Here is a 19,829-nt window from a genome sequence, read left to right as displayed (position 1 = left end):
CTGTTTGTTGGATTTACTGCGCAGCTGTGCAATTGAGGCTGGCTAATTTGCGGCCCAAGGCGCGTAGCCAGCGGGCCTGTTGGCGGTTGCCGAGACATTTGCCGCGGGTGCTGGTTGATGCCTAGAGAAAACGCTACCCTATGCAATTTGAATTCATTCCCAGCGGTGCCACACGTTTCCTGACTGATTTTGCAGCCACACTCGGCATTCAGCCCGAAAACAACGGCCTGCGCTTGCCCGCCGCTTGGGGCCAGGGATTTTTACACGTACAGGAATTGCAGGAGGATTTCGATGTGGTGGTTCAACAATACCGCTTCAACGCTGACTGCACCTTTAAGCGGCTGCCAGCTCCGCAGGGGTGCGACATGATGACGGTAGTCTTTTACAACACCGAAAGCCCCGTGTCGCACTCCACCCAAGGCCACGAGCTCCAGATGTCGCGCCATTCCGTTTCGGGCATCACCATTTCCTCCGATGACATTGGCTCCGTAATTCGGTTTCCGCGCCACACCACGGTGTCCATCGTGGTGGTCAACATCAGCCTGGACCTGCTCAAAACCTACGCTGCTTCGGCCGACGCCCCGAATCTAATTCAAAGCCTTGTGCCGGGCGACCAATCCTATTTCCTGTATGAAAGCATTGATCTGCCCGTTTTGTCGGTGCTAAAAAGCTTGGGCGACGAGCTAAACCCTGACCCGCTACGGCCATTTTACTTGCGCATCAAAGCTCAGGAACTGCTTTACTTGTTGCTAACTAAGCTCCTGCGGCGCCGGCGCTTGGCACCGGCTGCACTCAGCCGCCCCGAGGTAGAAAAGGCTTTCCGGGCCCGCGAGTTGTTGCTGGCTGACTTAGCCCAGCCACCTACCGTGCAAGCGCTAGCGCGCGCCACGGCCCTAAGCGAAACGCGCCTCAAACAGTTGTTTCGCCAGATTTTTGGCGACAGTTTGTTTCATTACTTCCAGCGCGCCCGCATGGCCGAAGCCCAACGCCTGCTGCTCGACCCCACGCTCACCGTCACCGATGTGGGCTACCGTCTCGGCTTCAGCAACCTGGGGCACTTTGCTCGCACGTTTCACCGCGCCACTGGCCTGAATCCTAAGCAATTTACTCTGACCCACCGCATACCGGATAGCGCCATTCTTATGCCGTAATGAGCTAGTTTCTCCCCTTGGCCGAGGCTTGCTTTGCCCAAACAAAACAAGCTCCAGTATGCAAACCACCAACCGTACCATGCTCATCACCGGCGGCGCCACCGGCATTGGCCTAGCCCTGGCCGAAGCCTTTTTGCAGGAAGCCGGCACCCAAGTCATCGTCTGCGGCCGGCGCGCCAGCGTGCTGGACCAAGCCCAAGCTCGCTTTCCGCAGCTTCACACCAAAGTCTGTGACCTGGCCGATGCTGACCAGCGCCGGGAGCTGGCCGCGTGGGTGCAACAGCATTTTCCGGGTCTGGACGTGCTCATCAACAACGCCGGCATTCAGCAGCAGCTCGATCTGACTCAGGGAGCCGCAACGCTTGAAATGCTCGCCGAAATCGAAACCAACCTGACGGCTCCCATCCACCTGACGGCTTTGCTGCTGCCCCACCTGCTGGCCCAACCCGCAGCGGCCGTCGTCAACATCACCTCGGGCTTGGGCTTCATTCCGCGGGCCGTTACGCCCATTTATAGCGCTACCAAAGCGGCGTTGCACTCCTACACCCAGTCCTTGCGGCACCAGCTTCGCGCCACGGCCGTGCAAGTGTTTGAAATAGCCCCGCCCATCGTGGACACGGCCATGAACGCCGGCTCCAGCACCGAACAAAACCGGCAGTACGCCGGCATGGCGCCCGCCGAGTTTGCCACGGCGGCTCTACACGCCTTGCGCGAGGATCAGCTCCTAGCTCCCATTGGCCTAGCCGCCGACCTCTACCACGCCTCCCGCAGCGACAAAGCCGAGTTTGTGTTCGGACAGATCAACTCATTTTAAAGAGTGTTTGGGAGTTTAGCAACACACCATTTAGGTTTTGGGTCATGCTCATACTCTCGAATGCCTTGGTTGTAACGCTCCGAGCCCAGTGCCGCCGGCCTCAACCACCAGCCACCCCTGTTTCGTATTGCACCTCCACGATGCCGCGCTTGGCCATTTGGCGAGCGCCCCATTCTTTGAGCAGGTCGATGAAGGGCAGCAGTTCGTGGCCGCTGGCCGTGAGGGTGTATTCCACGCGGGGCGGCACTTCTAGGTACACGGTGCGGACAAGCAACTCATCGGCCTCCATTTCGCGCAGCACCTGAGTGAGCATTTTGGGCGTGATGCCGTCGATGGCCCTGCGCAACTGGCCGTAGCGGAGCGTGCCAAAGCGCAGGTGCCACAAGATGCGGCCCTTGTGCTTGCCGCCGATGCGCTGAAAGGCATAATCGACGGAGCAGGCGGTGGATTCAGCGGACGGAGCTTTCTTTTTCATGCAACAGGCAGAATTTATTGAATTGATTATCAGCAATGATACCTATTTGGTGCATAGATTCCCAAAAGGTGTATACTTGATCTTCGGAACCTAGCACTTCTACCTTCGGGCCGTTCTTATTAACTCTCAAGAAACGGTCATGAAAGCATTGCAACTGAGCCAGTTTGGGCTCGAATACCTCGGCCTGTCTGAAGTGGAAAAACCTACGGCTGGCCCCGGCCAAGTGCTGGTGAAAGTGGAAGCCATTTCCCTGAACTATCTGGATTTGATGGTCGCCAAGGGCCATTACAACCCCAGCCTGTCCTTACCCCACGTGCCCGGCTCCGACGCCGCTGGCGTGGTGGAAGCCGTGGGCGCTGGCGTCACGGAGTGGCAGCCCGGTGACCGGGTCACGACCACCTTCGTGCAGGACTGGCTCGACGGCGCCGTAACGGCCGCGCAGCTGGCTTCGCGGTTGGGCTGCGAGCAGGCGGGAGTGTTTGCGGAATATGTGGTGCTGCCTGCCCACGGTTTGGTGCGCACGCCGGCTCACTTGTCGTCGGTGGAAAGCGCGGCGCTGCCCATTGCGGGGCTCACGGCCTGGGCGGGCTTGTTTGAGCACGGCCGCTTACAGCCCGGCCAAACGGTGCTGGCCCAGGGTACGGGCGGCGTGTCGGTGTTTGCGCTGCAACTGGCCAAGGCGGCCGGGGCTCGCGTCATCATCACGTCCAGCTCCGACGAAAAACTGGAACGGGCCCGGGCCCTGGGCGCCGACGCCACCATCAACTACAAAACCACTTCTGACTGGCCCGCCCAGGTGCGCGCCCTCACCGGCGGCCTCGGCGCCGACCTGACCTTGGACGTGGCCGGCACTACCATCAACGACTCTATGCGGGCGGTAAAACTGAATGGCTTCGTGGGGTTGGTCGGCTTTGTGGATGGGCTGAAACTTGATTTCAACGTGTTCGGGCCCATCGTAGGCAACCTCACGCTCAAAGGATATTCGGTGGCCTCACGGGCGTCGTTTACGGCGCTGAATGCGGCGTTGGAACACAGCCAGCTGAAGCCGGTAGTCGACAAAGTGTTTCCAGCTTCTGACATCCAGCAAGCTTTGCACTACCTGGAGCAGGGGCAGCATTTCGGCAAAATTGTTTTGGCCTTCTGACAGCGGAGCGCATGAGTAGTGGATGAGAAACGGCTAGTGCACGTTAGCGGCGGAATGCAACGGTGGGCCGGTTGGAAGCGTCGGTAGACAATTGTCCATTCGGTGAGCAACCTGTTGACGGGTGCTTCTAACGTCTTTTTCATGCTCTTTTCTGCTGTCCTCAAACTCAAATGGGCTTTTGCCCTACCTCTGGCGCTACTGGCCCTCGGCAGCTGCCAGCCCTCGGGCAAATCCGGCACCGGCCAGCCCGATTTGCTGCAAGCCAACCTCGACACCACCGTGCGCCCCGGCGACGATTTTTTCACGTACGCCAACGGTGGCTGGCTGAAGAAGCACCCCATTCCAGCTTCAGAAAGCTCCTGGGGCATCGGTAAGGAAGTGGAGAATGAGGTGTACGCCCGCCTGCGCGCCCTGAACGAAGAAGCCGCCAAAGCGAAGGCCGCGGCCGGCAGCAGCCAACAGAAAATCGGTGATTTCTGGGCCACTGGCATGGATTCCGTTACCATCGACAAGCAAGGTCTCGCACCGCTGAAGTCAGAGCTGGACCGCCTCGCAGCCCTGCACACGCCGGCCGATGTGCAAGCCGCCATTGCCCACCTCATTCCACTAGGCGTCAATGCCTTGATAGGGCCCTACGTGACGCAGGACGCTAAAAACAGCGACGTGATGGCGTTGTATTTGTACCAGGCCGGTCTGGGGCTGCCCAACCGCGACTACTATTTCAATAAGGACGCGCGCACCAGCGGCATCCGCAAAAAATACGTGCGGCACGTGGCCCGTATGCTTGCGCTTATGGGCCAGGATTCGAGCCAGGCCAAGACCAACAGCGACCGGGTGATGCGCCTGGAAACGGCCCTAGCGGCCTCGTCGCGCAAGCTCGAAGCTCTGCGCGACCCGTATGCCAACTACAACAAAATGGCCGTCGCCGACCTTGGCAAGCTCACGCCCGGCCTCGACTGGAAAGCCTGGCTCGCCCAGCTGGAAGTGAGCAAGGTAGACAGTGTGATTGTGGGCCAACCGGAGTTTTACAAAAAGGCCAGCCAGCTGCTCCAAACCGCTGCTATCGACGATTGGAAGGCGTATTTGCAGTGGCACCTGGTGAACGCCTACGCTTCCAACCTGAGCCGGCTTATCGACAACGAGCATTTCCGCTTCTACGGCACCGTGCTGCAAGGCCAAAAAGAGCAGCGCCCCCGCTGGAAGCGGGTGCTGGACGAAGAAGAAGATGCGATGGGTGAAATCCTGGGCCAGCAATTCGTGAAGGAATATTTCACGGCCGAAACCAAGGACCGCTACGTCAAGCTCACCGCCAACGTGGTGGCCGCCTTCCGGGAACATATTCAGGCCCTGAGCTGGATGAGCGACTCCACCAAGCAGAAGGCTCTGGTTAAGCTCACCAAAATTGCCCCCAAAGTAGGTTACCCCAATAAGTGGCGCGACTACTCGGCCCTGAACATCAGCCGCGACTCCTACGCCCAGAACGTGATGCGTGCCAACCAGTGGAGCTACCGCTACCGGCTCAACAAGCTCGGCAAACCCGTAGACCGGACCGAGTGGGAGATGACGCCCCAGACTTACAACGCCTACTACAACCCTTCAAACAACGAAATCGTGTTGCCGGCGGCCATTTTTGCCATCCCGGGTCTGGAAGATAAAAACGCCGACGACGCCATCATTTACGGTTACGCCGGTGCCAGCACCATCGGCCACGAACTCACCCACGGCTTCGACGACGAAGGCAGCCAGTTCGATGCCCAAGGCAATCTGCGCAATTGGTGGAGCAAGAAAGACCGCGCCGCGTTTCAGCAGCGCGTGGGCCAGATCGTGCGCCAGTTCAACGGCTACACGGTTCTGGACTCGCTGCATATCAACGGCAAAGCCACGGCTGGGGAAAACATTGCTGATCTGGGCGGCATCGTCATTGCTTTCGACGCGTTCAAGAAAACCGAGCAGTACAAGAAAGGCGAGAAGATTGGCGGCCTCACGCCCACGCAGCGCTACTTCCTGGGCTACGCGCTCGGCTGGCAAAGCCACCAGCGCGACGAAGTGCTGGCCCAGCGCATCCTCACCGACGTACACTCGCCCGCCAGCTACCGCGTCAACGGCCCCTTCGCCGACGTGCCCGCGTTCTACGAAGCCTTCAACGTGAAGCCCGGCGACAAGCTCTACCGCCCCGACTCCGCCCGTGTCACGATCTGGTAGCCCAAGGACCTATGCAAGCCAAATAATGACCAATCCAATGGCGGCACGTCGGCAGAAGCAGTGTCAGTAAAGCCGCTTAGAGCCCCAGCTTGGCGACATATCGGTAAAAACATCAACCACAAGATTACCTAAAACCCCATCAGGCCGACACCAATCGTTGGACGGTTGGTGTCGGCCTAATGGGGCTTGGTCTCTTTATGCGCTGGTTGAGTTCTACCGATATGCCACCCCTCCGGGGCTGGTTTTCGTTGCCAACTCTAATTGGTTGTTCACCCTGCCGTTGGCGCGAAAGCACCCATTTGCAGCAACGCGCTAAACCAATCTTCTACGTGCCAGGATTCGGCAATTTGACCATCCTGAATTCGGTGCACATCGTGAGCGGCGATGCTGATGTGCCGGCCCGAGGCGGGCACGCCTAGCCATTCGCCTTGTTGGGTGCCGCTGATGGTGATGCGCGTAGCCACGAAGTCGCCTTCGGCAATGAGCTGTTCTACGTGCATTGCCAAGTCTGGAAAGGCGGCAAGTAGGGCTTCAGCCCGCGGCAGATATTTCTCCAGATCCGACTGCTCGCCGGGAATTTCCGGGTGAATGCGCCACTGCGCATGCAGCGCCGCCGTTAGGCCAGTCAAGTCGCGTTGATTGAAAGGCTCGTAGAAGCGTGCGGCGGCGGTTTTGGCGGCTTGCGTATCCATCGGTTGGGGTTTTGAATAAGGAATCAACTACGAGCCAGCGGCTCTATTCTGCGTCCACGAATACACTATCGTCGGGGCCGACGCCGGGGTATTGCAGAAACATGAGCGTGCAGCCGGTTTGGGTGGTGTGGGGGCCGTGCGCAACGCCCGGCCCGTGCGTCGTTATGGAGCCGGCTTCCAGCACCTGACCATCATTGATCATTTGCCCTTCCAGCACATACACCGCCTCGATGGCCTGCGGATGGTAGTGACGAGCCAGCACGGCGCCGGGCTCCAGCTTGAGCAGGGCCACAAATGGGGCGCGCGTGGTGTCGGTGTTCAGAAAAGCCGCGTGGGTGCCGCCGCTAAAGCCCGGCAGAGCAAACGGCGCAAAGGTTACTTGGCTGGCAGCCAGCACCACATCTTCGGTGGCGGGCGTTGCTTGGTCGGTGGACATGGCGAGGTAGCGTAAAATGCCTCTTAAATAAGCTCCCCGCTAGGCTTGATTCACCGCTTCGCCTTCGGCGATGAAAAAGTCGGTGGCATCCACTTCCTGCGACTGAAACACGAGCAGCGTGGCGCCATTACGAGTTTCGTGGGGCCCATGCACGGTGCCGGGCGTGCAGGCGAAGAAAGTGCCCGGTTGGTATTCCGTCCCGTTGTCGATGAAGTCGCCCTCCACGAAGTAGAAGGTTTCGGTGGCTTTGTTATGGTAGTGCGCCGGGATGCGCGAGCCAGGCGCGAACTTGAGCAAGTAGGTGATGGGGCCGTGGGCAAGGTCGGCGTTGAGCATGTTGAGGGTGAATGCTCCCGGGGTGGCGCCAGGAATATTCAGGGGCAGGCTCGGTAAATCGGCGGCGTGGGCAATGGTCTGGTACATAGCTAGGAGGTTGGGGGTGAAAGACAAACAAAGGTGCCTTTCCGACCTCGCCCGACGCTAATCCGTTTCTCGGGAAAGCTGGCGCATTTCTCCGCTGCTCGGCTTGGCCAATCGATGCCGAAACTCACTCGGGCTCATGCCTTTGTGTTTCTTGAAAAACTTGCCCAGGTTGGTTGGCTCCGAGAAGTTGAATTTGAAGGCAATCTGGGCCACGTCGTAGTCGGTGTACAGCAGCAGGTTCTGAATTTCCAGCAACAGCCGCTCATCAATGAAGCTTTTGGGTGTGCGGCCCGCTACGGCCTTCGTGACTTCCCAGAGGTAGCCGGTACTGATGTGCAGCAGCGCCGCGTATTCTTCCACGCTGCGGTGGCTGTGGTACAGATTGTTGATGAGGGCGCGGTAGCGCCGGAGCAGAGCCGCCGGACCATCGTGCGCAGCCTGGACGGTGAGGCCGGCGCGGCGTCCGTAAATCTCCTTGCAATGGCAAAGCAGCGCCGTCAAATAGCCCCGCACGGCTGCCAAACGCAGCTCCCGCCCGCTTCGATATTCGGTCAGAATTAGCTCGAAATCCTGGTGCAGCAAGGCGCTTTCGGCTTCGTCCAGCTCAAACGAATTCAGCTCTAACGGGTCGAAAAATGGCAGTTCTTCCCGGCGGCTCGCCGGGCCTTGCGCCAGAAAATCTTCCTTAAAATTAACCACGAAGCCTCCCATGCATTCGTTGCGCTGCCAGGAATGAATATGGTCGGGCGAGTGGCAGAGCAGAATATTGCGCTGCGGCTCAAATGAGCTGGCGTTCAGCTGGAATTGCAGGCCCTGGGTGTGATAAATGAATGCCAGGTGGTAGAAGCTCTTGCGAAACGGCTCCATGAACTGCACCACATCGGGGTGGGTTTCCTCGATGCGGAACACGTAAAACTCCGGGGTGGAAGTGCGCTGCCCAAACCCCACTCCGGCGTAGAAGTCGTTGATTTCTTGGAAGTGCGGCAAAGCCTGTTTGGGCATGGCACCAATGAGTTATGTACGGGCAGAACCTTTTTCTTTGCGGCTTAAACAGTCGAGGAAGAGAATATCTTTTTCTGCTCGCTCACTTCAATCAACTCTCGCTCATGTCTTCCGGCCAAACCAACCTCGACACGTTACTGAGCACCATGCAGCCGGTGCTGCACCCCACCGAATACGTGTTCTGTACGCTGCCGCTCGGCCAAGCCGTGCCGCCACAGTTGGCACCCGTAGCCACTTTCCGCGAAACCGAGGGCCTGACGCTTATCATCACGACGGAAGAGGCCGCCCAAGCCGGCTTAGCTGCCATCTATCCTTGCCGCTGGATTACGCTCAACGTCCATTCCAGCCTCGAAGCCGTGGGTTTTCTGGCGCGCATCACCACCAAGCTCGCCGCGCACGGCCTCAGTGCCAACCCCCTGTCCGGCTACTACCACGATCATCTATTCGTCCCGGCTGACCGCGCCGAGGAGGCGTTGCGGTTGTTGAAAGAAATGCAGGGTTGAGGTGCCGCTGCTGTCAAAAAAGCTTTTCTCCGAAGATTAGGGCCTCTTGCCAGCTTCGTCCGCGCGGTGTGGGGTTATCACTTTGTATTTCGCTAGTCCTTCGGCGGCCGTGGCGCGCACCTTGTTCTGCAACCAGTCCGACCAGCCCAGTAACCAGCCCATCGGCCCCAACGCCTGCCTCGACCAGCGCCAGAAGTTGAACTCGTCGTGGTGGGTGCGGATGAGGCCATTTTCGAACGTGAACCGCGCCCGAATGTGGTTGTGTACTGGGCGGCGCGTCTGGGAAAAAGTGTAGCGGGCGTCCCAGGTGGCGGAGCCATGCTGTTCGTCGGCCTGGATGTCGTTGTAGGCGAGGCGCAAATCCTGGCCCCGCTCGCAGAGCATGCGCCACATCTTCCCAATTTCGGGGCCCCGCAACTCAAAAACAGCATCCTCAAAGGTGGCTTCAGGGTGGTAGCAGGCAGCCATACCAGCGTAGTCGCGGCGCTGGAAGGCTTGGTAGAAGCGGTGGAGCAGTTGTTCGTGCGGGTGCATGGCAGGCATAAAAGGCGGCCCGAAGGCCGGGCCTTCATCGGAAACCTAAAGCTGCACAAAAAACAATGCCCACCGGACTTCCGGTGGGCATTGTTTTTTGCGATGGATGTCGTTTTGAGCAGGCAGCCACGAGTAAACACTCGTGCCGTAAGACGTTACAGTTGGAAGCTAGTCCATCTTCTCGCCTCGCAGATCTAGACTCTTACCACTTAGGCGGGCTGCCCAGCCGTGGCACCTTTGAAAATGGGCGCGAATACGGTTTGCGCAAACTCTTCGAGCGTGGTGGGCGTGGTGCTGGCGGCGGTGCGCTCTTCCTTCACCATCACCTTTTCCTCGTTCATGTTGCGGGTCATTTCGTCGTAGAGGTTGGCCATGCTCTCGGAGAGGCCCGCGCCTACCATGCCCTTCTTGGCATCTTCGTACGGGAACTGCACGTAGGGCAATTCCGGCTTACCAATGGCCTGCCCAATGGCCTGGGCGGCGTCCTGCTGGCTGTAGTTCTGCGGCCCCAGCAAGTAGTGCACCGAGCCAGCCTCGAAGCCTTGGCTGAGCAGTTCGGCAGCTTTGGCGGCAATGTCCTTGGTAGCCACCATCGGGAACGACAAATCCGGGCGCATGCCGGAACCTACGATGCCCATGTGCTGAATCATACCGACGTTGGCCAGCAGGTTTTCCATGAAGTACGCGGGGCGCAGGTGAGCCACTCGTAGACCTTCAATGGCGTTGAGCCGCGCTTCCTGATGATGCAGCCCCACCACCGGACCCGTGCCGGCGGGCTCGTCGGCCCCGATGCTGCTCAGGTGCACCGCCTGCTTGAGGCCGGCTGCCCGCACTGCTTGCACAATAGCTTCGCCTACCTCCTCTTGATAAGCGAGGAAGTCGGCAGCTGTTGGGTTTGGCGGAATCATGAGAAAGGCCGCGTCGGCACCGCGTAGAGCTTCGGTAAGGAACGCCACGTCGTGCAGGTTACCCGCTTTGATTTCGGCGCCAGCGTCGCGCAAGGCGTCGAGGCGGCTACTTTGGCGCGCAACGGCCGTTACGCGGTGGCCTTGCTGGAGGAGGGCATGAACGATGCCAGTGCCGATGTTGCCGGTGGCGCCGGTGATGACAATGTGCTGGGACATGATGGACTATGAGTTGAGGATGTAGTGAAATAGGAGCTGAAAACTCTACCGTCTTCAAGGTCTGTTGTTTTCGTGACAAAGGAAACGTGCTACCTTCGCTTTTCGCAAGTACCTACGAAAAAGTCAGGCACCTACTTTTTCGTCAGAATTACTGATAATCAGGCACAATAATTTCGATGCAGAAGCAAACTAAACAGCAAGCCGCTGAAGCTGAGTGGCGTCTTTCCACGGCCAGCGGTATTCCGGCGCCCAGTTCTCTCGCGTATTGCCCCGTTCGCACCACTCTCAATGTACTCGGCGGCAAGTGGAAGCTGCTGATTTTATCGTACCTGCTCGATGGGCCGCAGCGGTACGGAGAGCTGCGCCGTCTCGCGCCCGACATCACCGAGAAAATGCTCATTCAGGAGCTGCGGGAGTTGGAAGTGGATGGCATCGTGACGCGCCTCGTGTACCAGCAGGTGCCGCCCAAAGTGGAATACATGCTCACGGAGCACGGCCGCGCCGTGCTGCCCGTTATGCAGGCCCTGGTGGATTGGGGTAACAACTACCTCGCCCGCGACAGTAGCACCGCGCAATTCGTGACGCAGGGCAACTTAGTGGAAACGGCGAGCTAGCCCCTCTATAAGGTTCTGCTTGGACATTTATTTTCAATGTTTTGCGGCGCCCAGGCAACGGGTAGCAGCTGGCTTTCATCTTTCCAGCCGGATGTTCCACCTTCAACGCTTGACTGCCCATGAAAACGCTACGCTTCTTTTCTCTGACTCTGCTGCTGGCTCTGCTGGCACCCGTACTACGTCTGGCCGCCGCGCCCGGCCGCGAAGTGCGCAACGTGGCCGATTTCACCAAGCTGGGCTTGGCTAACTCAGTCCGGGTAGTGCTCCGCCAAGGCAGCCCGCAAAAAGTAGAGGTAGAAGCTTCCACCGCCGACTTGGCCCGCCTCGAAACCACCGTGGAAGGCGGCCGGCTGCGCATCACAACCAAACGCGAAGAAGGCAAGATGTGGTCGAATGAGCGGTTTGAAGGTTCGGTGACCGTGTACGTCACGATGCCTACCATTTCGGAGTTGAGCGTCAGTGGCTCGGGCCAGATTCAGGCCGAAGACGCCATCAAAGCTTCCACGCTGTCGTTGGCCATCAGCGGTTCCGGCAAACTCACGCTGCCCAAAGTCACGGCCGACAAAATAACCTCTAGCGTTTCGGGCTCGGGCGAAATTACAGTGGCCGGCACCTGCCCGGAGCACGAAGCCCGCATCAGCGGTTCCGGCGACGTGCGCGCCGCCGACCTGCGCACCGAAACCAGTTCTATTCGTATCAGCGGCTCCGGCAACGGCCGCCTCTACGCCAGCCGCAACCTCGAAGCCAACATCGCTGGCTCTGGGGATGTGTACCTGCGCGGCGGCGCTAGCGTGAGCAGTAAAATAGCGGGCAGCGGCCGGGTACACAAAGAGTAGTTCGGCCCGCTAACGAAGTAGGTCTATAAGCACGAGTCCGGCGGAAGTATCCGCCGGACTCGTGCTTTTTTTACCAATCGAACAAGCCCCGCCCAGCGGCGGGCTTCTTCTTTTTCTTGGGTTTACCGTCGCCCTTATCCCTCTTTTTGTCGCCGCCAAACATTCCGTCAAAAAGACCCGTTTTCTTTTCCTTGATGAGGATATAACGGACGGAAAAAGCCGTTGGGAAACGCGCCCAATCGTCAGAATTGAATTCGACGCTCGGTTTGAAATCGGCGGCGATGACTAGGCGGGAGAGAGCAATTTTGTATTCCACCCCTACAATGCCATCGAAGCCGCCGAAGGTGCCGGTGTCCTTGTTGCGGCCCATGTGCCCACCAGCGCCAAGGTAGTAGTTGAGGCTAGGGCCCAGGATGCCAAAATGCCGCTCGGCCAGCACCGTGCCCGTCACTTCTCGCAAACCGGCTAGGGCTAGGCCTTCGAGCGTGGCTTTGGGCAAAAACTTTTGTTGCACAGTGAGCCCGTACAAGCCGGAACTCAGCCGCAACCCCGCGGCCGTACGGTATTTTTGCGCCGCCGCCGGACTGGCAGCACTCAACCCGAACACCAACAGGGGCACCAGACGGTACCCACGAAAACGAAACGTCATAATCTTGTAACGAAAGCAGCTAAACAGGCCCGCTCATTTGGGCGTTTGAACGTGCAAGACCCGCATAAAGTACGGGCCACGGCAACATTTGGGCCGCACCGTGCGGCCTGCTCCGCTTACCTTGCCGCGTTTTTCCGCCCCAACCCTTCGCTCTCCTTTCTGTGTACATCCACCGGGTGGCAGCCTATCTGCCAGAACAAGTTGTTACCAACGAGCATTTTACCCGCCTCAATGGCCTTTCTGATGATTGGATCATCGAGCGGACTGGTATTCGGGAACGGCGCAAAGCTGGCCTTACCGAAAATACCAACACTATGGCCATTGAGGCCACGCGCCGGGCGCTAACCCAAGCCCCCAATTTCCCGGTGGCTGAAGTCGACCTCATCATCGGCGCCACTTACACCCCGCACGATACTATTTACACGCTGGCCCACGCAGTACAGCGCGACCTGGGCGTGAACGACATTCCGGTGGTTAGCATTTCATCGGCCTGCTCTTCGCTGCTCAATGCCATTGAAATCGTGGAAGGCTACTTCGCGCTGGGCAAGGCCAGTCGCGCCGTGGTGATAGTGAGCGAGCACAACACGGCTTACAACAACGAGCAAGATACTATGGCCGGCCACCTCTGGGGCGACGGCGCGGCCACTCTTCTGCTCGCCAAAGAGCGCCTCGCTCCCACCGACCTGCGCGTGGTAGACCTACTAACGGGCGGGGCCGCGGTGTCGGGTAAAGCCGACGAAGCCGTAACCTTAAAACTGCTGGACCGCGGCATTGTGATGCCCCACGGCCGGGACGTTTTCACACACGCCTGCCAGTACATGGCCCGCGTGACGCAGCAGGTTCTGGAGCGCCAACACCTCACCCTGGATAGCCTCACGTATCTGATACCGCACCAAGCAAACCTACGCATCACGAAGAATGTGGCGCAGCAGCTCCAGCTTCCCGCCGAGCGGGCCGTTTCCAACATCGAGCAGCTTGGCAATACGGGGTGCGCCGGCGCGGCTATCGGCCTGGCTGATACTTGGGACCAGCTACAACCCGGCAATCGGGTGGTAATTACCGTGTTTGGTGGGGGCTACTCGTTCGGGGCTATGCTGCTGGAGCGGTAGCTTCGGTCCAAGGGTTTCGCAACTTGCTTCACGCGCCTATGATTCGCTTAGCTCTACTTTTTATTTGCTTGGGGCTAGCGGGCTCACTAGCGGCGCAGCCCACAACGCCTTTGGCGGATTATGCCGCGCAACGCACCACCCTCGACCGGCGCGGTATGCTCGTGCTAGGTAGCTGGGCGGTAGCCAACGTAGGCGTGAGTGGCGCGCGTTATTTTGCTACTGAGGGCTCGGAAAAGTACTTCCACCAAATGAACGTGGGCTGGGGCGTGGTGAACCTGGCACTGGCGGGCACTACATTCCTGGCCGCGCGCCGCCCGTTGCCCGAAGCCAGCCGCACAGAGCTAGTCCGGACCCAGCTTCGCACCGAAAATCTCTACCTCTTCAATGCCGGACTCGACGTGGCTTACGTGGCCACGGGCTTTTACCTGCGGGAGCGCGCCCAAACCCGCCCCACCAACCGGCGGCGCGACCAGCTACAAGGCTACGGCGAATCGTTGCTGCTGCAAGGCGGGTTCCTGCTGGCTTTCGACGGTATATTATTCGCGGCGCACCACCGGCACGGGCAACGCGCCTTATACCCGCTGCTTAGCCGATTGCAAGTAGGCCCCGGAACCGTAGCCCTGACGCTGCCTCTACGGTAGTTGAGTGGCAGTATAAGCTAGCCTACACGGAGAGGCAGCAGAACGACAGTCAGACAGTCAGACAGTCATGCAGAGCCGGAGGCGCAACAACCTCGACTTTCTAGGCTATGGGCTGACTTTTACCAGCGGTAGCCCGCCTTTTCGGCCGTCAGAATCTTGGTAGCGCAGTAGGTACCAACCTGGCTTCAAAGTCGATTCTGGTAGGGTCAGAATATTGATACCTGGCCGATAGTCGATAAAGACCGTGGATAGGCGGCGGCCGAGGGCATCGTAGAAAATAAGCCGCAGCTGGCCGGTTGTCGTGCTTGGGTATTGCAGTTGAAGCGGTCCGTCCGCCAGTGGATTTGGAAATACCGCCGGCCGCAGAGCTGCCGCATCGGTGGAGACAAGTACGGCCGGAGTGGCATCGAGCGAGTTGTCGGGCCGGCGCAGGAGCAGGCGGTAGTAGCTGAGGCCCGCGGCCGGCTGCGTATCGAGGTACTGATATGGAGCAGTTCCTCGTGGCACGGTGGCTATGGTTTGCCAGCTCGTGGTGTCGGTGCCGCGCGACCGTTGCACCTCAAAGTTGTTCAGGAAGCACTCAGCGCGCGTGGCCCACGTCACCGCGACGCCCCCAGTAGCGCTAGCGGCGGCTAGCTCGGTGAGCGGAGCGGGGAGCATGGCGGCGGGGCCGCAGCTCTGCGTTACTAAACCGCGCGTACGCAGCACCTGCCGGCCCCCTACAACATCGTCGGTGCTGATACTGCGGCTGTTTTGATTTCGGGCAATAGCGTAGTGCATCACGGCGCGCGGCAGAATCACGTGCGACAATTGTTGCGCGTGCCCCAGCTCGTGCACCACCACCGACTCGAAATCAAACTGCCCCCCGATTGCCGGAGCAGGCCCAAACTGCCAGGAAATAGCGTCGTCAAACTGCATATCGATTTCCTGCACGTAGAATACCAGCCGCCCATCGGGCCGAAAGCAGCCCCGGTAGTAGCTGGTCGTACGCCCCAGGGTGTTGGTCGGTAACTCAGCGCCTTGGTCGAAGCCAATGCTATTTTCGTTGTCTTCGGCGGCACCCCGGCCGGTGCGGGGCTGCGCGTCGGCCTCCCAGTTCATCCCCGTCTGGCAGCGCCAAGTAGCCAAGGCGCGGCTCCATGAGGCCACCGCCGGCGCATTGCTGGCAAACCCCGCCTCAAATTGAAAGCTATAGCCCCCGCGCCCATTTTGGTTGATGGGATTAGGCCGCACCAGTTCGTTGCCGTTGGTAGGCTGCACCCGACTGATGGCGTACGGCACCGTCAGCGCTCTGGGGCTACTCGCTTGTAGTTGCTCATTTGTCGTAACGCGCACGGTGCCGCTGCCCGCTGGGCTGGCCGGCTGTCCCAGCGACGGTACCTGCACCTGAATGCGGGTGTCGCTCCAACTCACGTATTCACTCTCTTGCGGCCTGATGAATGAGCTACCACCGTTATCTGCGTTACGAAACTCCACGAATCCTTGCCCACGTGCCGCCCCGAAACCTGAGCCGCTGATGGTAAGCACGGCCCCCGTTCCCGCAGGTATAGTTTCCGGGCTCAAACTGATGATAACCGGAGCTTGACCCCGCGCCGCTACTACTGGTGCCTGCTCGCGCCGCAAGGCTGTTTCCAGCGCGATATTGGCTTGCACTTGACGGCGCGACTGGCCGGTAGCCGCGGTTAGCGTCTGATAAAAATTGTCTGTAACTCGGCCGTACTCGCGGAAAGGGTCGGTGGCGGTGGCAGTGCTAAGGTCGTATTGAATGAAGCCCTGCTTGCTGCCGTACGCAGTCCAAGCAGTACCCACAGCATCGGTGCCGGGAAAACGAGCGGGCATCAGAAATAGAACGCCTTGTTCGCTGGGCCGCAGATGGAGCGTATTCGTCAGTTCGTGCCGGTCGAGGTCTACAGTTCCGCCTTCCGTGAGGATGGTTAGCTCGCCGGGAGCCGTGCCCTTCAGCACACTAAACACCCGTACTCGGTGCGCGGTGTAGATGCGGCGGTGTTCCGCGTCCCAAAAGCTACGCGCGTCCAACACTTCCGCTTCTACCACCACGGCCGCCTGGGCCGCCCGTTGCGGCAGGCTGAGCGGCAACAGCAGGCACTGGGCTTCGGCGGGCTCAGGTGCCGCTTGGCCCAATCCCGCGAGTGGCAAAGCCAGCATACCAGCCAAACCAGCCAGCATCAAGGAGTGCGTACGAATCTTCATAAACTGGCGAAATATCGCTTAATGCAAGGTGTGGGCAGTCAGATGTGTAAGGTACGAGTTTGCCGGGCACGTCGCTGCTGAGCCAGCCAGCAACAGTCAAGTTGGTCAAAATAAACTGCCTTGCACCGGCTGCGGAATAATGCGGGGGGCGGCCACAACCAGACCCGTGAGGCCGTTAAGCCGCGCAAGAAAATGTTGCGTCCAGAGCGGCGTGTGCATAATATCCTTTTGATGCACGAAGAAATACACGGTCTGTAAGCCTTGTTGCAACCAGTCGGCAATTCGGGCGGCCCAGGCATCTGCCCGTTGGTAGTCGGAGTTCAAGAGGCCGTGGCCATTGAAGCGAATGAAGGCGACAGACGTGGTCAGGCGCATGTGCAGTACATCGCGGCGGCCAGCCACGTCGCTCAGCACAAGCGTCTTGTTGAGAGCCTCCAGCATGGACGCCACCGCCGCAAACGCCACTGCGTCGGAAAACCAGCCCGGATGGCGTAATTCCACGGCTAGCGGTACTTCGGCCGGAAAATCGAGCAGATACCGCTCCAAACGGCTCAGGTTTTCGGGGCCGAAAGTGGGCGGCAGTTGCAGAAAACACCAGCCCAGCCGGTCGTCCAGTTCCCGGATGGAGCGGCAGAAAGTAAGTGTCAGGTCGTCGGCGTTGTAGAGCGCCCGGTCGTGGCTGATGCTTTGGGGCAGTTTGGGGCAGAAGCGAAAACCCGGCGGCACGGCGTCGCGCCACTTGCGCACGGTGGGGGCGTCGGGAATGCGGTAGTGCGTAGTGTTCAGCTCTAGGCTGTTGAATTGGCGGGCGTAGTGATGCAAATAGTCCGCGTCCCGGATTCCCGCCGGAAAATAAGAACCCAACCAGGCTTTGTTGGTCCAGATGGGGCAGCCCACGAATAGTTCGGGCTGGGTTGGAGCAGCCGTACGCACCAGCACGGCAGCAGTGTCGGGGTGGTCCGGTGGCAGCCGGAAATCAACGTAGCGCAGGTCGGAAAGACGGCCAAAATCCATGCGGCAACATACGGCGAAATCCGCATTGCTGGCTATTAGTGAGCGTCTGCTCTCTGTACGAAGAAGCCAGTGCTTCAATAAGATTCCGCCCTTCGGATTACCAGACAGGGGCAAGCCCAAAAGCACTCTCGTAACTTTCTCTTACCTCTCTGCCCCATCCAGACAGTGGAATTGGCTGTTGGTCAAGAGCCTTCGCAACGCCAACCGCTAATTGTTTATAGGTGCGGCGCTCCAAAATACGCAATGAGACCTATTAGGCGTTGTCGGCTCATTTTTTGAGTGGAGTACTAAGTCAAGTCCCGGCTCCATAGCACAAGAAGCTCGTCCTTATATAATTGCTGCTTCCGAGGAATACTGTTTGGCTATACTCTTATGAAAAAGCACAGACTTTTCCAACCCGCTCCAACAGCACTTACCATAAGGATGAACAAAATTTTTTGTCCCGCACATAATCTTATTTCTCGGCTATCAGTTAAGCTTCCATATATAGTGCAAAATGCGGCTTAACTAAACACAATCGTTCAATTATGCCCGATTTACCTTAATTAATTTAATGCAAATTTTCTTTAAAAAGGCCAATTTTTGAGGCAACGCCTTAGTTCTCTGCTTTGGAGTTTACTATTCACTCTCAGATGCTCTTCTAGCTTTGCCTGTTCACCAATGCAGAGAAATAATGAAGTTGCCTCTACAACGGAAGGTTTCAGGCTTGATGATAGCCATGCTGTTAACGTTACTGTCGGTCTTTGCTCCTGAGGCCCGTGCTACACGTTTCGGCGATGATGACAAGACCCCTACTACCACTCGCCGTAGTGCCGTAATGCGGGGCCGCGCCTCTTGGTACGGCCGCCAACACCAAGGCCTGCGCACCAGCAGCGGCGAGCGTTTTGACCGGCACAAATACACCTGCGCCCACAAAACGCTGCCTTTCGGCACCAAGCTGCGAGTCACCAACATCGAAACCCAAAAGTCAGTTGTAGTACGCGTAACGGACCGTGGCCCTTTCCGCCATCAGCGCATTTTAGATTTGGCTGAGGTAGCTGCCCGCCCATTGGGCATCATTACGCACGGCGCCGTATCAGTAGTAGCCGAAGTAGTGCCCGCCGATACGCCTCTCGGTCCGACCGACGCTCCACTCGACCTTGCGGAGCTAGCCTCCGACTCGCTCACCATGCTCACGGCCACAACCACCATTCTGCCAGGCGCTACTGAAGCCGCCGACGTGGTGGTAGTACCCGAGCCTCAGCCCACCTTCGTGGTGCAAGCCGGCACTTTCGGCGACGCCCGCAACGCTCAATTCATGCAAGACAAAATTAGCTCGCTGGATAAAACGCTGAACGTGATAGTGGCCACCGGCACCAAAGATGGTCAACCCATAAATAGAGTCCTGATTAGCGGCTTCCAGGATAAAGCAGAGGCCGAGAAGGTTCGTCTGCGGCTGCGGCAGTGGGGCATTGCAGGGCTGGTACGGCAGAGCGAAAATTTGTAATAAGCATTCGCTTCAATGAAAAGCCGCTGGCACTTGGTGTCAGCGGCTTTTTTGCGTGTAAGCGTGGCGCTGTTTTTGAGGACGCTGGACCGAACAAATCACTTTGTACTTTTCCTCTCTTCAAATGAAAAAACTATTTCTACTCTGCTTAGGCGGCGTTTTCTCGCTAAGCGCCACGGCTCAAACGGAGAAGGGCGCCAAGTTTCTAGGAGCCAGCGTTGGTAACCTCAGCTATGGCACCGGCGATGGCCGCAACAGTATTTCGGTAGCACTGTATCCATCGGTCGGCGTATTTGTGGTAGATAATTTACTGCTGGGCAGCAACGTGCAGCTAGGCTATGATCGTTCGAGTTCCGAGTCCCGCTTTGGCGAATTCAAACGGCGCACCGTGGTATACGGTTTGTCTCCGTTTATCCGCTACTACTTCGCAGGCTCCGGTGCACACCAGTTTTTTGGGCAGATTGGCGGTGGTATAAACTGGCAAAACACCAAAATTGAAGAAAGTAGTAGCCTTGGCAGCTCAAGTGTCCAACGCTTCAAATCTGATTATTCAACTATTGGCGGGGCTCTAGGCTACAACTATTTTCTGACTCCTGGTGCTGCTCTGGAAGTAACGGCGGGCTACGTCCGCGACACGAATGGTCCAGAAGTTACCACCGGCGCGCTAGACGTGCGGGCGGGCTTCGTGGTGTTTCTGCCCTCTAAGAAAGCAGCGACAGCACCAACCCAATAAGCATACGCGAGCAGGCTTGGGCGCGCCGCGCAAACC

21 protein-coding genes are annotated in these 19,829 nt (G+C 58.6%); 11 read left to right on the top strand and 10 right to left on the bottom strand.

Annotation, left to right across the window (positions count from 1 at the left end; all coding sequences use genetic code 11):
- Positions 1-140 precede the first annotated feature (140 nt).
- The gene (locus ACYSMN_RS09585; RefSeq protein ID WP_488923649.1) at positions 141-1,151 is read left to right on the top strand and encodes a helix-turn-helix transcriptional regulator; all 1,011 of its coding nucleotides are present in this window, start codon (positions 141-143) and stop codon (positions 1,149-1,151) included.
- Positions 1,152-1,209: 58 nt separating this feature from the next.
- Complete coding sequence (locus ACYSMN_RS09580) at positions 1,210-1,965, top strand: SDR family oxidoreductase (RefSeq protein ID WP_488923648.1); 756 nt, start codon at positions 1,210-1,212, stop codon at positions 1,963-1,965.
- Positions 1,966-2,065: 100 nt separating this feature from the next.
- Here the strand turns inward: ACYSMN_RS09580 and ACYSMN_RS09575 are convergent, their stop codons facing one another.
- The gene (locus ACYSMN_RS09575; RefSeq protein ID WP_488923647.1) at positions 2,066-2,440 is read right to left on the bottom strand and encodes a winged helix-turn-helix transcriptional regulator; all 375 of its coding nucleotides are present in this window, start codon (positions 2,438-2,440) and stop codon (positions 2,066-2,068) included.
- Between the two features lie 139 nt (positions 2,441-2,579).
- On the opposite strand from ACYSMN_RS09575, the gene ACYSMN_RS09570 reads away from it, so the two are divergent.
- Together ACYSMN_RS09570 and ACYSMN_RS09565 are read left to right on the top strand one after the other, a co-directional pair.
- Positions 2,580-3,584, top strand: coding sequence for a zinc-dependent alcohol dehydrogenase family protein (locus ACYSMN_RS09570; protein WP_488923646.1), 1,005 nt, complete (start codon positions 2,580-2,582; stop codon positions 3,582-3,584).
- Between the two features lie 141 nt (positions 3,585-3,725).
- A complete protein-coding gene (locus ACYSMN_RS09565) occupies positions 3,726-5,786 on the top strand; it encodes a M13 family metallopeptidase (protein ID WP_488923645.1) in 2,061 nt (686 codons plus the stop codon).
- Between the two features lie 269 nt (positions 5,787-6,055).
- Here the strand turns inward: ACYSMN_RS09565 and ACYSMN_RS09560 are convergent, their stop codons facing one another.
- From ACYSMN_RS09560 to ACYSMN_RS09545, 4 genes are read right to left on the bottom strand one after another with little or no spacing between them, the layout of a single operon-like run.
- A complete protein-coding gene (locus tag ACYSMN_RS09560; protein ID WP_488923644.1) occupies positions 6,056-6,478 on the bottom strand; it encodes an ester cyclase in 423 nt (140 codons plus the stop codon).
- 43 nt (positions 6,479-6,521) lie between these two features.
- A complete protein-coding gene (locus ACYSMN_RS09555) occupies positions 6,522-6,914 on the bottom strand; it encodes a cupin domain-containing protein (RefSeq protein WP_488923643.1) in 393 nt (130 codons plus the stop codon).
- A 39-nt stretch (positions 6,915-6,953) separates the two neighbouring features.
- Positions 6,954-7,337 carry a cupin domain-containing protein gene (locus ACYSMN_RS09550; protein WP_488923642.1) on the bottom strand — a complete coding sequence of 128 codons (384 nt, stop codon included), beginning with the start codon at positions 7,335-7,337 and terminating at the stop codon, positions 6,954-6,956.
- Between the two features lie 57 nt (positions 7,338-7,394).
- Positions 7,395-8,339: a helix-turn-helix domain-containing protein gene (locus ACYSMN_RS09545; RefSeq protein WP_488923641.1), complete on the bottom strand. Its 945-nt coding sequence runs from the start codon at positions 8,337-8,339 to the stop codon at positions 7,395-7,397.
- A gap of 104 nt (positions 8,340-8,443) precedes the next feature.
- Between ACYSMN_RS09545 and ACYSMN_RS09540 the strand changes: the two genes are divergently transcribed.
- Entirely contained in the window at positions 8,444-8,842 is a 399-nt protein-coding gene (locus tag ACYSMN_RS09540; protein ID WP_488923640.1) for an ACT domain-containing protein, read from the top strand.
- Positions 8,843-8,878: 36 nt separating this feature from the next.
- Here ACYSMN_RS09540 and ACYSMN_RS09535 read toward each other — a convergent pair whose 3' ends face one another.
- Both ACYSMN_RS09535 and ACYSMN_RS09530 read right to left on the bottom strand, forming a co-directional pair.
- Complete coding sequence (locus tag ACYSMN_RS09535; RefSeq protein ID WP_488923639.1) at positions 8,879-9,376, bottom strand: nuclear transport factor 2 family protein; 498 nt, start codon at positions 9,374-9,376, stop codon at positions 8,879-8,881.
- 209 nt (positions 9,377-9,585) lie between these two features.
- On the bottom strand, positions 9,586-10,500 hold the full coding sequence (locus ACYSMN_RS09530; RefSeq protein ID WP_488923638.1) for an NmrA family NAD(P)-binding protein: 915 nt from the start codon (positions 10,498-10,500) through the stop codon (positions 9,586-9,588).
- Between the two features lie 176 nt (positions 10,501-10,676).
- Between ACYSMN_RS09530 and ACYSMN_RS09525 the strand changes: the two genes are divergently transcribed.
- Positions 10,677-11,114 (top strand): winged helix-turn-helix transcriptional regulator, encoded by a 438-nt coding sequence (locus ACYSMN_RS09525; protein WP_488923637.1) that lies wholly within the window; start codon positions 10,677-10,679, stop codon positions 11,112-11,114.
- Between the two features lie 119 nt (positions 11,115-11,233).
- A complete protein-coding gene (locus ACYSMN_RS09520; protein ID WP_488923636.1) occupies positions 11,234-11,950 on the top strand; it encodes a head GIN domain-containing protein in 717 nt (238 codons plus the stop codon).
- A 70-nt stretch (positions 11,951-12,020) separates the two neighbouring features.
- Here ACYSMN_RS09520 and ACYSMN_RS09515 read toward each other — a convergent pair whose 3' ends face one another.
- Positions 12,021-12,599 carry a hypothetical protein gene (locus ACYSMN_RS09515; protein WP_488923635.1) on the bottom strand — a complete coding sequence of 193 codons (579 nt, stop codon included), beginning with the start codon at positions 12,597-12,599 and terminating at the stop codon, positions 12,021-12,023.
- Positions 12,600-12,760: 161 nt separating this feature from the next.
- Between ACYSMN_RS09515 and ACYSMN_RS09510 the strand changes: the two genes are divergently transcribed.
- Together ACYSMN_RS09510 and ACYSMN_RS09505 are read left to right on the top strand one after the other, a co-directional pair.
- A complete protein-coding gene (locus ACYSMN_RS09510) occupies positions 12,761-13,708 on the top strand; it encodes a 3-oxoacyl-ACP synthase III family protein (RefSeq protein ID WP_488923634.1) in 948 nt (315 codons plus the stop codon).
- A gap of 38 nt (positions 13,709-13,746) precedes the next feature.
- Positions 13,747-14,349, top strand: coding sequence for a DUF6992 family protein (locus ACYSMN_RS09505; protein ID WP_488923633.1), 603 nt, complete (start codon positions 13,747-13,749; stop codon positions 14,347-14,349).
- A 105-nt stretch (positions 14,350-14,454) separates the two neighbouring features.
- Here the strand turns inward: ACYSMN_RS09505 and ACYSMN_RS09500 are convergent, their stop codons facing one another.
- Positions 14,455-16,560, bottom strand: coding sequence for a matrixin family metalloprotease (locus ACYSMN_RS09500; protein WP_488923632.1), 2,106 nt, complete (start codon positions 16,558-16,560; stop codon positions 14,455-14,457).
- 105 nt (positions 16,561-16,665) lie between these two features.
- Positions 16,666-17,574 (bottom strand): DUF72 domain-containing protein, encoded by a 909-nt coding sequence (locus ACYSMN_RS09495; protein WP_488923631.1) that lies wholly within the window; start codon positions 17,572-17,574, stop codon positions 16,666-16,668.
- 718 nt (positions 17,575-18,292) lie between these two features.
- On the opposite strand from ACYSMN_RS09495, the gene ACYSMN_RS09490 reads away from it, so the two are divergent.
- Both ACYSMN_RS09490 and ACYSMN_RS09485 read left to right on the top strand, forming a co-directional pair.
- Positions 18,293-19,060 carry a septal ring lytic transglycosylase RlpA family protein gene (locus tag ACYSMN_RS09490; protein ID WP_488923630.1) on the top strand — a complete coding sequence of 256 codons (768 nt, stop codon included), beginning with the start codon at positions 18,293-18,295 and terminating at the stop codon, positions 19,058-19,060.
- 124 nt (positions 19,061-19,184) lie between these two features.
- On the top strand, positions 19,185-19,793 hold the full coding sequence (locus tag ACYSMN_RS09485; protein ID WP_488923629.1) for a DUF3575 domain-containing protein: 609 nt from the start codon (positions 19,185-19,187) through the stop codon (positions 19,791-19,793).
- The last annotated feature ends 36 nt before the right edge of the window (positions 19,794-19,829 follow it).

Source organism: Hymenobacter sp. M1-2 (assembly GCF_057808495.1).
Note: the sequence above shows the minus strand (reverse complement) of the source record. Positions and strands in the feature narration are given on the sequence as shown.